1 protein-coding gene is annotated in these 15,061 nt (G+C 74.9%); it reads left to right on the top strand.

The features are described from left to right. Positions 1–22 precede the first annotated feature (22 nt). Positions 23–15,061, top strand: a 15,039-nt coding sequence (locus tag ACSNOH_RS17780) for a type I polyketide synthase (protein WP_436722328.1), incomplete at its 3' end; no start/stop codon positions are given.

Raw genomic sequence — 15,061 nt, 5'->3', positions numbered from 1 at the left:
ACTGCTACCGAGGACGTAAAACATGTCGAACGACGACAAGCTCAGGGATTACCTCAAGCGCGTGATGGTGGACCTGCGCCACACCCGCAGGCAGCTGGGTGAGCTGGAGGCGAAGGACACCGAGCCCGTCGCCATCGTCGGGATGGCCTGCCGCTACCCGGGCGGGGTCGGCTCGCCCGAGGACCTGTGGCAGCTCGTCTCCTCGGGCGGCGACGGCGTCACCGCGTTCCCCGCCGACCGCGGCTGGGACCTGGACGCGCTCTACGACCCCGAGCCCGGCCGGACGGGCCGCACGTACGTCCGCGAAGGCGGCTTCCTCCACGACGCCGCCGACTTCGACCCCGCCTTCTTCGGGATCTCCCCCCGCGAGGCCCTGGTCATGGACCCGCAGCAGCGGCTGCTCCTGCAGACCTCCTGGGAGGCCTTCGAGCGCGCGGGCATCGACCCCGCCGCCGCACGCGGCACCCGGGCCGGCGTGTTCGTCGGCACCAACGGCCAGGACCACGCCTACCTCCAGCGCCCGGGCGACAGCGACATGGAGGCCCACCTCGTCACGGCCAACACCGCCGCCGTGGTCTCCGGCCGCATCTCGTACGCCCTCGGCCTGGAGGGCCCGGCCGTCACCGTCGACACGGCCTGCTCGTCCTCGCTGGTGGCCCTGCACCTGGCCGCCCAGGCGCTGCGCCGGGGCGAGTGCTCGCTCGCCCTGGCCGGCGGCGTGACCGTCATGGCCACGCCGAACACGTTCCTCGCGTTCAGCGCGCAGCGCGGCCTGTCGCCCGACGGCCGCTGCCGCGCGTTCTCCTCGACCGCCGACGGCACGGGCATGTCCGAAGGCGTCGGCGTACTCCTGCTGGAGCGGCTGTCCGACGCCCGCAGGCTCGGCCACGACGTGCTCGCCGTCATCCGCGGCAGCGCCGTCAACCAGGACGGCGCCTCCAACGGCCTCACGGCCCCGAACGGCCCGTCGCAGGAGCGCGTGATCCGGCAGGCGCTGGAGAACGCGCGCCTCACCGCCTCCCAGGTCGACGCCGTCGAGGCGCACGGCACCGCCACCACCCTCGGCGACCCCATCGAGGCGGAGGCCCTGCTCGCCACGTACGGCCGCGAGCACTCGGACGACCGGCCGCTGTGGCTCGGCTCCATCAAGTCCAACATCGGTCACACGCAGGCGGCGTCCGGCGTCGCCGGCGTCATCAAGATGGTGATGGCCATCCGCAACGGCGTGCTGCCGCAGACGCTGCACGTCGACGAGCCGACCCCGCAGGTCGACTGGTCGGCCGGCGGCGTCCGGCTGCTGACCGAGCCCGTCCGGTGGCCCGACGCGGACCGTCTCCGGCGCGCCGCCGTCTCGTCCTTCGGCGTCAGCGGCACCAACGCACACATGATCATCGAGCAGGCCCCGGTCCCCGACGAAGAGCCTGCAGGCGAGCCCGCCGCGGCCCCCGCCGCCGGCGCCCTGCCGTGGGTGCTCTCGGCGAAGAGCGACGCGGCGCTGCAGGCCCAGGCCGAGCGCCTGCTGTCCTTCCTGGAGAACGGCCCCGGCCGTTCGGCGGCCGACATCGGCTTCTCCCTCGCCACGACGCGCGCCTCCTGGGACCGGCGGGCGGCCGTCGTCGGCGAGAGCCTGGAGGAGCTCACCGAGGGCGTCCGGGCACTGGCATCCGGGGCGCCCTCCGCGGCCGTGGTCCGGGGCACGGGCCGCCTGGGGGACAGGACCGGGTTCCTGTTCTCGGGGCAGGGTTCGCAGCGGCTGGGGATGGGGCGTGAACTGTACGCCGCGTACCCCGTGTTCGCTGCGGCGTATGACGAGGTGTGTGCGCTGCTGGATGCGCCCGTGGATGTGGATGCGGAGACGCTGCACGAGACCGGCTGCACGCAGCCTGCGCTGTTCGCGGTCGAGGTGGCGCTGTTCCGTCTCCTCGAATCCTGGGGCATCCGGCCGGATTACGTGGCCGGTCACTCCGTTGGCGAGATTGCTGCTGCTCATGTGGCGGGTGTGCTGTCGCTGGAGGATGCGGCGAAGCTGGTGTCCGCGCGCGCCCGGCTGATGCAGGCCCTGCCCGCGGGCGGTGCGATGATCGCCGTCCAGGCCACCGAGGACGAGGTGCTGCCGCACCTGACCGATCAGGCGGGTATCGCCGCGATCAACGGGCCGCAGTCCGTCGTGGTTTCCGGTGCCGACGACGCGGTCACGGCAATCGCCGACATCGTCGCTGCTCAGGGCCGTAAGACGTCCCGGCTGAAGGTCAGCCACGCGTTCCACTCGCCGCTGATGGACCCGATGCTGGACGAGTTCGCGCAGACCGTGCGCGGCCTGACCTTCCACGCGCCGCAGATCCCGGTGGTCTCCAACCTCACGGGCGAGCTCGCCGAGTCGTACACCCCCGAGTACTGGGTCCGTCACGTCCGCGAGGCCGTGCGCTTCGCCGACGGCGTCCGCACCCTCCACGACCTCGGCGTGACGACCTTCGTCGAGATCGGCCCCGGCGGCGTCCTCAGCGGCATGGCCCAGTCCTGCTTGAACGAGGCGGTCGAGGCCGCCGACGCCGTCACCGTCCCGCTCCTGCGCGCCGGCCGCTCCGAGCCGCAGGCCGTCGTCACCGCGCTCGCCGAACTGCACACCCACGGCGTCTCCCCGGACTGGCAGGCCCTCTTCCCCGGCGCCCGCCGCGTCGACCTGCCCACCTATCCCTTCCAGCAGCAGCGCTACTGGCTGGACGCCCCCGAGACCGCCGAGGCTGCTGTCGCGGACGCGGCCGACGCCGAGTTCTGGGCGAGCGTCGAGCGCGAGGACGCCCAGTCGCTCGCCGCCACCCTGGGGCTGAGCCCCGAAGAGCTGGACGTCGTCGTCCCGAAGCTGTCCGCCTGGCGGCGCCAGCGGCGCGAGCAGTCCGTCCTGGACGGCCTGCGCTATCAGCTGGCCTGGCAGCCGCTCAGCAACCTGCCCGCCGGTGATCTCTCCGGCAGCACCTGGCTGTTCGCCGCGCCCGAGGGCGACGCGTGGGCCGGCACGGTGCATGCGGCCCTCACCGCACGCGGCGCCCACCTGATCCCGCTGGCCGTCGGCACGGACGCCGACCGTGCATGGCTGACCGGCGAGCTGACCCGGGCCGCAGCCGAAGTCGTCGCCCTCGACGGCGTCCTGTCGCTCCTCGCGACCGATGAGACCGCCTCACCCGCCTTCCCCGCCCTCTCCCAGGGCTTCGCCCGCACCGTGGCGCTCGCCCAGGCGCTGGGCGACGCGGGCATCGACGCCCCGCTGTGGTGCGCCACCCGCGGCGCGGCCGCCACCGGACGCTCGGACGATGCGCCGCTCAGCGCGGTGCAGCACCAGGTGTGGGGCCTCGGCCGCGCCCTGGCCCTGGAACACCCCCGGCGCTGGGGCGGCCTCATCGACCTGCCCACGGCCGTGGACGAGCGCGCTGCCGGCCGTATCGCCGCCGTGCTGAGCCGGGCCGCCGGAGCTGCGGAGGACCAGGTCGCCGTCCGCGCCTCCGGCGTGTTCGCCGCCCGGCTCGCCCACGCCCGCGGCGCGGGGCCCGGCCGTACGTGGTCGCCGCGCGGCACGGTGCTGATCACCGGTGGTACGGGTGCGCTGGGCGGGCACGTCGCCCGCTGGCTCGCCGGTGCCGGTGCCGAGCACCTCGTCCTCACCAGCCGGCGCGGCGCCGGTGCCCCCGGCGCGGCCGGGCTCAAGGCCGAACTGGAGGAGCTGGGAGCGCGCGTCACCCTCGCCGCGTGCGACGTCGCCGACCGCGACGCGGTCGCGGCGCTGCTCGCCGAGCACACCTTCACCTCCGTCTTCCACGCCGCCGGCGTCGAACAGTTCGCCCCCTTCGAGGAGCTGACGCCGGCCGACTTCGCCCGCACGCTGGCGGCGAAGGCCGCCGGCGCCGCGCACCTGGACGAACTGCTGGGCGACCGGGAGCTGGACGCCTTCGTCCTCTTCTCCTCGATCGCCGGCGTGTGGGGCAGCGGACTGCAGACCGCCTACGCGGCCGGCAACGCCTTCCTCGACGGGCTCGCCGCGCGGCGCAGGGCCGCGGGCCTGGCCGCCACCGCGATCGCCTGGGGCCCCTGGGCCGACGGCGGCATGGTCACCGACGCCGACGAGGAGCACCTGCGCCGCCGCGGCGTCGTCACCCTGCCCGCCGCGCTCGCCGTGACCGCGGTCCAGCGCGCCCTGGACTGCGACGACACCACGGTCGTGGTGGCCGACATCGACTGGGAACGGTTCATCGGACCCTTCACCCTCGGCCGCCCCAGCGCCCTGCTGTCCGAGCTGCCCGAGGTGCGCCGCGCCGCGACCGCCGCCGCACCGGCCGACGCCGCCACCGGTGTCGGCTCCCTGGCGGCCCAGCTCGCCGCACTGCCGGAGGCCAAGCGCACGGAAACCCTGGCCGACCTGGTCCGCGGGCACGTCGCGGCCGTCCTCGGCCACTCCTCCGCCGCGGAGATCGAGCCCGACCGGGCCTTCAAGGACCTCGGCTTCGACTCCCTGACCGCCGTCGAACTCCGCAACAAGGTCAACGCGGCGACCGGGCTCGCGCTGCCGCCCACGCTCGTCTTCGACTACCCCAACGCCACCGCCCTCGCCCGCTTCCTGTACAGCGAACTGCTCGGCTCGCAGACCGACGCGGCGCACGAGCAGCAGGCGGCCGCGGCCGACGACGACCCCATCGCCATCGTGGCGATGAGCTGCCACCTGCCCGGCGGCGTCGACTCGCCCGAGGCCCTGTGGAACCTCGTGGCCTCCGGAGGCGACGCCATCTCCGGCTTCCCGGAAAACCGCGGCTGGGACGTCGACGCGCTCTACGACCCCGACCCCGACCGCGTCGGCACCACCTACGCGCGCGACGGCGGCTTCCTCTACGACGCCACCGACTTCGACGCCGGCTTCTTCGGCATCAGCCCCCGCGAAGCCCTGGCCATGGACCCGCAGCAGCGACTCCTGCTGGAGGCCTCCTGGGAGGCCTTCGAGCGGGCGGGCCTGACCCCCGCACAGCTGCGCGGCAGCCGGACCGGCGTCTTCGTCGGCATGGCCTACCAGGGCTACGGCGCCGACGTGCGCCGGACGCCGGAAGGCGTCGAAGGACACCGGCTCGTCGGCGGCGCGTCCAGCGTCGTCTCCGGCCGGGTCGCCTACACCTTCGGTCTCGAAGGCCCCGCGGTCACGATCGACACGGCGTGCTCCTCGTCGCTGGTCGCCCTGCACCTGGCCGTCCAGTCGCTGCGGAGCGGCGAGTGCACGATGGCCCTGGCCGGCGGCGTCACCGTCATGGCCAGCCCCAACGTCTTCGTGGAGTTCAGTCGCCAGCGCGGCCTGTCGCCCGACGGCCGCTGCCGGGCCTTCGGCGCGGACGCGGACGGCACCGGCTGGTCCGAGGGCGTGGGCGTGGTGCTCGTGGAGCGCCTGTCCGACGCCGTGCGCAACGGCCACGAAGTCCTGGCGGTGGTACGGGGCAGCGCGGTCAACCAGGACGGCGCGTCCAACGGCCTGACCGCCCCCAACGGTCCGGCGCAGCAGCGCGTCATCCGGCAGGCGCTGGCCTCGGCAGGCCTCGCCCCGGCCGACGTGGACGCGGTGGAGGCGCACGGCACGGGCACCGCGCTGGGCGACCCCATCGAGGCGCAGGCCCTGCTCGCCACGTACGGGCAGGACCGCTCCGCGGACGAGCCCCTGTGGCTGGGCTCGCTGAAGTCGAACATCGGCCACACGCAGGCCGCCGCCGGCGTCGCCGGTGTGATCAAGATGGTGATGGCTATGCGGCACGGCGTGCTGCCGCGCACGCTGCACGCCGAGGAGCCGACGCCGCACGTCGACTGGTCGGCGGGCGCGGTGCGGCTGCTGACCGAGGCCGTGGAGTGGCCGGAGCCGGACCGCCCGCGCCGGGCCGCGGTCTCGTCGTTCGGTGTCAGCGGCACCAACGCCCACACCATCATCGAGCAGGCCCCCGCCGCGGCGGAGTCCGCCCCGCCCGCCCCCGCCCCGGGCTCCGGTGCGGTCGTGCCGTGGGTGCTGTCGGGCAAGGGCGAGCCGGCGCTGCGCGCACAGGCGGCGCGGCTGGCCGAGCACCTCGACGCACAGCCGGGCTGGACACCGGCCGGCATCGGCCGTTCCCTGGCCGCACGGGCGGCGTTCGAGGACCGCGCCGTACTCGTCGCGCAGGACGCGGACGGGCTCCGTCAGGCGCTGGCCGCCTTCGTGTCCGGCGAACCCGCGGCGAACGTGATCGCCGGGCGCGCCTCCATCGAGGGCAAGACCGGGTTCCTGTTCTCGGGCCAGGGTTCGCAGCGGCTGGGGATGGGGCGTGAGCTGTACGGGGCGTTCCCGGTGTTCGCCGATGCGTACGACGAGGTGTGCGCGCGGCTGGATGCGCCCGTCGACGTGGACTCCGAGGAGCTGCACAAGACCGGTTCGACGCAGCCTGCGCTGTTTGCTGTCGAGGTGGCGCTGTTCCGGCTGCTGGAGTCGTGGGGCGTGCGGCCGGACTACGTGGCCGGTCACTCCGTAGGCGAGATCGCCGCTGCCCACGTGGCAGGTGTGCTGTCGCTGGAGGACGCGGCGAAGCTGGTGTCCGCCCGTGCCGCGCTGATGCAGGCCCTGCCTGCCGGTGGTGCGATGGTGGCCGTTCAGGCGACCGAGGACGAGGTGCTGCCGCATCTGACCGATCGGGTCGGCATCGCGGCGGTCAACGGGCCGCGGTCCGTGGTGATTTCCGGTGCTGAGGACGAGGTCACCGCGATCGCCGAGGTCTTCGCGCGGCAAGGACGTAAGACGTCCCGGCTGAAGGTCAGCCACGCCTTCCACTCGCCGCTGATGGACCCGATGCTGGACGAGTTCGCGCAGACCGTGCGCGGGCTGACCTTCAACGAACCGCAGATCCCGGTCGTCTCCAACCTGACCGGCGAGCTCATCGACGCGTACACGGCGGACTACTGGGTCCGCCACGTCCGTGAAGCGGTCCGCTTCGCCGACGGCGTCCGCACCCTCCACGACCTCGGCGTGACCACCTTCATTGAGATCGGCCCCGGCGGCGTCCTCACCGCCCTGGCGCAGTCCTGCGTGGACGAAGCCGTGACCGTGCCCGTCCTGCGCGGCGACCGCCCCGAGCAGCAGGCCGTCGTCACGGCTCTCGCCGAGCTGCACACCCACGGCGTCTCCCCGGACTGGCAGGCGTTCTTCCCGGGCGCTCACCGCGTCCTCCTGCCCACCTACGCCTTCCAGCGCGAGCGGTACTGGCTGGAGGGGGAGGAGCACCTCGCCGCCGTCACCGCCACCCCGGCCGACGCCGCGGATTCGGGCTTCTGGGACACCGTGGAGCGCGAGGACGCGGAGTCCCTCGCCGCGACCCTCGGCGTCGGCACGGACGCGTCGCTCGGTGCGATCCTGCCCCGGCTGTCCGCATGGCGCCGTCAGCGCCGCGAGCAGTCCGTGGTCGACGGCTGGCGGTACCACGTCACGTGGAAGCCGCTCGGCGCGCTTCCCGAAGGCGGCGCTTCCGGGACGTGGCTGCTCGTGGTCGCCGCCGAAACCGAGTGGACGGCATCGGTCCGTACTGCCCTCGCCGAGCGCGGACTGGAGCTCGTGACGCTCGTCGCCGGCCCCGGCACCGACCGCGCGACGCTGGCCCGTGACCTGGCCGGCACCGGCCCGGTGTCCGGCGTGCTGTCGCTGCTGGCCGAGGACGAGTCCGCCTCGGCCGCCCACCCCGCCCTCACGCACGGCCTCGCCGCGACCCTCCTGCTCGTCCAGGCCCTGGGCGACGCGGGCGTCGGCGCGCCGCTGTGGTGCGCCACGCGCGGTGCGGTGGCAACCGGCCGCTCCGACCGCCTGGACCGTCCGGTGCAGGCGCAGGTGTGGGGCTTCGGCCGGGCCGCGGCTCTGGAGCACCCGCAGCGCTGGGGCGGCCTCATCGACCTCCCCGAGCAGCTGGACGCCCGGGCGGCGGCCCGCCTGGCCGCCGTCCTGGGACAGTCGGCGGAGGACCAGGTCGCGGTGCGCGCCTCGGGCGTCTTCGGCCGCCGGATGGTGCGGGCAGGCCGCGGCGCGGGGCCGGGCCGTACGTGGTCGCCGCGCGGCACGGTGCTGATCACCGGTGGTACGGGTGCGCTGGGCGGGCACGTCGCCCGCTGGCTCGCCGGCGCCGGTGCCGAGCACCTCGTCCTGACCAGCCGCCGCGGTGCCGACGCGCCGGGAGCCGCCCGACTCGTCGCGGAACTGGAGCAGCTGGGCGCCAGGGCCACCGTCGTGGCCTGTGACGCCGCCGACCGGGACGCCCTGCAGGCGCTGCTGGCCGAGCACCCCGTCAACGCCGTCGTCCACGCCGCCGGCGTCGGCGACCACCTCATGATCGAGGACTGCGACCCGGCAGGGTTCGCCCGCACGGTGGCGGCCAAGGCGGCGGGTGCCGCGCACCTGGACGAGATGCTGGCCGGTCAGGACCTCGACGCGTTCGTCCTGTTCTCCTCCGGCGCCGGCATCTGGGGCGGCGCGAGCCAGGGCGCCTACTCGGCGGCCAACGCCTACCTGGACGCCCTCGCCGAGCACCGGCGGGCACACGGGCGCACCGCGCTCGCCGTCTCCTGGGGCGGCTGGGCCGAGGGCGGCATGGCCGGCGTCGGCGACGGAGAGGAGATGCTGCGCCGCCGCGGCCTGCCGCCCATGCGGCCCGCGCTCGCCGTCTCCGCCCTGCAGCAGGCGCTGGCCGGCGACGAGACCACCCTGACCGTGGCGGACTTCGACTGGGAGCGGTTCATCGGGCCGTTCACGGTCAGCCGCCCCAGCGCCCTGCTGTCGGACCTGCCCGAGGTGCGCCGCGCCCTGGAGGCCCCGGCCTCCGGCGGCGCCGAAGCCGGCAACGCGCTCGCCGCGAAGCTCGCCGGGCTGCCCGCGGGCGAGCAGGACCGCACCCTGGTGGACCTGGTGCGTACGCACGCCGCCGCCGTGCTCGGCCACGACGGCGCCGCCGCGGTGGAGGCCGGCCGGGCCTTCAGCGACCTCGGCTTCGACTCGCTCACCGCCGTCGAACTGCGCAACAAGCTCACCGCCGACACCGGCCTGAAGCTGCCCACCACGCTCGTCTTCGACTATCCGAACGCCACGGCCCTGGCCCGGTTCCTGCGCGCCGGGCTGCTCGGCGCACAGACGACTGCCGAGCAGGAGCAGCGCACGGCCGCCGCCGACGACGAGCCCGTCGCGATCGTGGCGATGAGCTGCCGCCTGCCCGGCGGCGTCGGCTCGCCCGAGGACCTGTGGCAGCTCGTGATGTCCGGCGGCGACGCGATCTCCGGCTTCCCCGAGGACCGCGGCTGGGACGTCGAGGGTCTCTACGACCCCGACCCGGGCACCCCGGGCAAGACGTACGCCCGCGACGGCGGCTTCCTCTACGACGCGGGCGACTTCGACGCCGCGCTCTTCGGGATCTCGCCGCGCGAGGCGCTCGCGATGGACCCGCAGCAGCGCCTGCTGCTGGAGGCCTCGTGGGAGGCGTTCGAGCGGGCCGGCATCGACCCGGCCTCGCTGAAGGGCAGCCGCACCGGCGTGTTCGTCGGCATGTCCTACCAGGGCTACGGCGCCGGCCTCCCGCAGGTCCCCGAGGGCGTCGAGGGCCACCTGCTCACCGGCAGCGCCGCGAGCGTCGTCTCCGGGCGCGTGGCCTACTCGTTCGGCCTGGAGGGCCCGGCCGTCACCGTCGACACCGCGTGCTCGTCGTCGCTGGTCGCCCTGCACCTGGCCATCCAGTCGCTGCGCAACGGCGAGAGCACGATGGCCGTCGCGGGCGGCGTGAACGTCATGGCCGTACCGGCCGCGTTCGTGGAGTTCAGCCGGCAGCGCGGGCTGTCCGCCGACGGCCGCTGCAAGGCGTTCGGCGCGGACGCGGACGGCACCGGCTGGGCGGAGGGCGTGGGCGTGGTGCTCGTCGAGCGCCTGTCCGACGCCGTGCGCAACGGCCACGAAGTCCTCGCCGTCGTGCGCGGATCGGCTGTCAACCAGGACGGCGCGTCCAACGGCCTGACCGCCCCCAACGGGCCCGCGCAGCAGCGCGTCATCCGCCAGGCCCTGGCCTCCGCCGGGCTCACCGAGGCCGACGTCGACGCGGTGGAGGCGCACGGCACGGGCACCGCGCTGGGCGACCCCATCGAGGCGCAGGCGCTCATCGCCACCTACGGTCAGGAGCGGCCGGAGGACCGGCCGCTGTGGCTGGGGTCGCTCAAGTCCAACATCGGTCACGCCCAGGCCGCGTCCGGCGTCGCGGGCGTGATCAAGATGGTGATGGCGATGCGGCACGGCGTGCTGCCGCGGACACTGCACGCCGACGAGCCCACGCCGCACGTCGACTGGTCGGCGGGCGCGGTGCGCCTGCTGACCGAGGCCGTGGAGTGGCCGGAGACGGATCACCCGCGCCGGGCCGCGGTCTCGTCGTTCGGTGTCAGCGGCACCAACGCGCACACCATCATCGAACAGGCCCCGCCGGCCGAAGCGGCCGCCGTCGCACCGGTCGAGGTCGCCTCGCCGGCCGTGCCGTGGGTGCTGTCCGGCAAGTCCGAGGCCGCGTTGCGGGCCCAGGCCGAGCGCCTGCTGTCCCTCACCGCGGAAGGCGCCGTTCCGTCCCTCGCCGACATCGGCTTCTCGCTGGCCACCACCCGGGCCGCCCTGGAACACCGCGCCGCCGTGACCGGCGCCGACCGCGGCCGGATCGCCGAGGGCCTGCGGGCCCTGGCGGCGGGGGCGCCCACTCCCGGCGTCGTCGTCGGCCGCGCCGACGGCGGCCAGGTCGGCTTCCTCTTCTCCGGGCAGGGCTCCCAGCGGCCCGGCATGGGACGGGAGCTGTACGAGGCGTTCCCCGTCTTCGCGGAGGCGTACGACGAGGTGTGCGCCCACCTCGACCGGCACCTCGACCGGCCGCTGCGGGACGTGGCCTTCGGCGAGGGTGCTGACGGCGAGGAGCTGAACCGCACCGCCTTCACCCAGCCCGCGCTGTTCGCGCACGAGGTCGCCGTCCACCGCCTGCTGGAGTCGTGGGGCGTGCGGCCGGACTACCTGGCCGGGCACTCCGTCGGCGAGATCGCCGCCGCGCACGTGGCCGGGGCGCTGTCCCTGGAGGACGCGGCCACGCTGGTGACCGCCCGCGCCCGGCTGATGCAGGCGCTGCCCGGCGGCGGGGCGATGGTCGCCGTGCAGGCCGGCGAGGACGAGGTCCTGCCGCACCTCACCGACCGGGTGAGCATCGCGGCGGTCAACGGGCCGCGGTCGGTGGTGGTCTCCGGAGACGAGGCCGCCGTCCAGGAGATCGCCGAGACCTTCGCACAGCAGGGCCGCAAGACGTCCCGGCTGAAGGTCAGTCACGCCTTCCACTCGCCGCTGATGGACCCGATGCTGGAGGACTTCGCCGAGGTCGTCCGCGGCCTGTGCTTCGAGAAGCCGGGCATCCCGGTCGTCTCCAACCTGACCGGCGAGCTCATCGATGCGTACACGGCGGACTACTGGGTCCGGCACGTCCGCGAGGCCGTGCGCTTCGCCGACGGCATCCGGACCCTGGGCGAGCTGGGCGTGACCACCTTCGTGGAGACCGGCCCCGGCGGGGTGCTCAGCGGCATGGCCCAGGGCTGCCTGGACGCAGCGGTCACCGTTCCCTCCGCACGGTCCGGCGCCCCCGAGCCCGAGGCGATCACCGGTGCCGTCGCACAGCTCCACGTGCACGGCGTGCCCGTCGACTGGCAGGCGTTCTTCGCCGGGCGCGGCGCCCGGCGCGCGGACCTGCCGACCTACGCCTTCCAGCGGCGGCGGTACTGGCTGGAGACCGCCGCGCCCACCGCCGCTGCCGCGGGCACCGACGCCGTGGAGGCCGGGTTCTGGGAGACGGTGGAGCGCGAGGACGCCCAGGCGCTCGCCGCCACGCTCGGCCTGCCCGCCGAGCACCTGGACGCGGTGCTGCCCCGGCTGTCCGCGTGGCGCCGGCAGCGGCGCGAGGAAACCGTGGTGGACGGCTGGTCCTACCGCGCGGGCTGGAAGCCGCTGAGCGGCCTCCGGACGCACGAACTCCCCGGCGACTGGCTGTTCCTGGTCACCGAGGAGACCGAGTGGACCGCCGCCGTCGCCGAGGGGCTCACTGCCCGCGGCGCCCGGCTGATCCCGGTGACGGTCGACCCGGCCGCCGGCCGGGCCGCGCTGCAGCGGCAGCTTGCGGACGCCGCCCGGCAGACCCCGGTCAAGGGCGTGCTCTCCCTGCTCGGCACCGACGAGCGGCCCCACCCCGAGCACACGGCGCTCACCGTCGGCACCGCGCTGACCCTCCTGCTCGTCCAGGCCCTGGGCGACGCGGGCATCGGCGCCCCGCTGTGGGCGCTGACCCGGTCGGCCGTGACCACCGGCCGTGCGGACGCGGTGCCGAGCGCCGCCCAGAACGCCGTCTGGGGTCTGGGCCGGGTTGCGGCGCTGGAGCACGCGCAGCGCTGGGGCGGTCTGGTCGACCTGCCGGAGACGGTGGACGACCGGGTTGCCGGTCGCCTCGCCGCGGTGCTCGGTCAGTCGGACGAGGACCAGGTCGCGGTCCGCGACCGCGGTGTGTTCGGCCGCCGGCTGACCCGTACGCCTGCAGGCCGGAAGGACCGTGCCTGGTCGCCGCGGGGCACGGTGCTGATCACGGGTGGTACGGGTGCGCTGGGCGGGCATGTGGCTCGCTGGCTGGCCGGTGCGGGTGCGGAGCATCTGGTGCTGACCAGCCGCCGGGGCCTCGACGCGCCCGGCGCGGCCGGACTTGTCGGGGAGCTAGAGGCGGCCGGGGTTCGTGTGACCGTTGCGGCTTGTGACGTGGCCGACCGTGAGGCGCTCGCCGCGCTGCTGGCCGAGCACCCCGTGAACGCCGTCGTCCACACGGCGGGCGTGGACCAGCTGGAGCCGCTGGACGCCATGACGCCGGACTCCTTCGCCGGCGTGCTGTCCGCGAAGGCGGCCGGCGCCCTGCACCTCGACGCACTGCTCGCCGGCCGGGAACTCGACGCGTTCGTCCTGTTCTCCTCCATCGCCGGCGTGTGGGGCAGCGGCCACCAGGCCGCCTACGCCGCCGCCAACGCCCTCCTCGACGGCCTCGCCGAGCGACGGCGCGCCCAGGGCCTGCCCGCGACCGCCGTCGCCTGGGGCCCGTGGGCCGGCGGCGGCATGGCCGAGGGCGACGGCGCGGACGAACGGCTGCGCCGCCGCGGCCTGATCCCGATGCCCGCCGCGCTCGCCGTGGCCGGCCTCCGGCAGGCGCTCGACTCCGGCGAGCCGACCGTGACCGTGGCCGACGTCGAATGGGAGCGCTTCCTGCCCCCGTTCACCATGGGCCGCCCCAGCGCCCTGCTCGGCGACCTCCCGGAGGCCGAGCGGATCCTGAGCAGCGGCAGCCCCGCCGGCGACACCGGCACGGCCACCGCCTCGCCCCTCGCCGGGCGCCTCGCCGCGCTGCCCGAGGCCGAGCAGCACACGCTGCTGGCCGACCTCGTCCGCACCCATGCCGCGGCCGTCCTCGGCCACGGCGACGCCGGCGAGGTCGAGGCCGACCGGGCCTTCAAGGACCTCGGCTTCGACTCCCTGACCGCCGTCGAACTGCGCAACAAGCTCAACGCCGAGACCGGCCTCGCCCTGCCGCCCACCCTGGTCTTCGACTACCCCAGCGCCCGGGCCCTGGCCCGGCACCTGCACACCGAGATCACCGGCAGCACCGCCGCGGCCACGACGGACGCGGCCGGCACCCGGGCCGGCGACGACGACCCCATCGCCATCGTCGGCATGGCCTGCCGCTACCCGGGCGGGGTGCGCTCGCCCGAGGACCTGTGGCGGCTCGTCGCCTCCGGCGGCGACGCCGTGGGCGACTTCCCGGCCGACCGCGGCTGGGACGTGGACGGCATCTACGACCCGGACCCGGACGCGCCCGGCAAGACGTACACGCGCCGCGGCGGATTCCTCTACGAGGCCGGGGACTTCGACCCCGCGTTCTTCGGGATCAGCCCGCGCGAGGCCGTCGCCATGGACCCGCAGCAGCGCCTGCTGCTGGAGACCACCTGGGAGACGTTCGAACGCGCCGGCATCGACGCCGAGTCGGTGCGGGGCAGCCGCACCGGCGTCTTCGTCGGCTCCGGCTACCAGGACTACGCCGCCCAGGCGTTCAACGCGATCGACGACTCCGAAGGATTCTTCGGCACCGGCAACTCCGCGAGCATCATGTCCGGCCGCATCGCCTACACCCTCGGCCTGGAAGGCCCGGCCGTCACGGTCGACACGGCCTGCTCGTCGTCGCTCGTGGCCCTGCACTGGGCGGTCCAGGCCCTGCGCAACGGCGAGTGCTCCATGGCACTGGCCGGCGGCGTGATGGTCATGTCCACCCCGCGGGCCTTCGTGGAGTTCAGCCGCCAGCGCGGACTGTCCGCCGACGGCCGCTGCAAGGCGTTCGGCGCCGCGGCCGACGGCACCGGCTGGGCCGAGGGCGTCGGCATGCTCCTGGTGGAGCGCCTTTCCGACGCCCGCCGCAACGGACACCAGGTCCTCGCGGTCGTCCGCGGCAGCGCCATCAACCAGGACGGCGCCTCCAACGGCCTGACCGCACCCAACGGCCCCGCGCAGCAGCGCGTCATCCGCCAGGCCCTCACCGCCGCGGGCCTCACCGCCGCCGACATCGACGCGGTCGAGGCCCACGGCACCGGCACCAAGCTCGGTGACCCCATCGAGGCCCAGGCGCTCATCGCCACGTACGGCCAGGAACGCCCCGAGGGACAGCCCTTGTGGCTGGGCTCGCTGAAGTCGAACATCGGTCATGCTCAGGCGGCTGCCGGTGTCGGCGGGATCATTAAGATGGTCATGGCGATGCAGCACGGTGTGCTGCCGCAGACCTTGCACGTGGACGAGCCGAGCCCGCACGTGGACTGGTCGGCGGGCGACGTACGGCTGCTGACCGAGGCCGTGGAGTGGCCGGAGACGGATCACCCCCGCCGGGCCGCGATCTCGTCGTTCGGTGTCAGCGGCACCAACGCCCACACCATCATCGAACAGGCCCCGCCCGCCCCCGCCGACCAGTCC

The sequence above is a fragment of the Streptomyces sp. URMC 127 genome, assembly GCF_051386535.1.
Taxonomy (GTDB): Bacteria; Actinomycetota; Actinomycetes; order Streptomycetales; family Streptomycetaceae; genus Streptomyces.
This window is presented reverse-complemented; position numbering and strand designations above follow the sequence as displayed.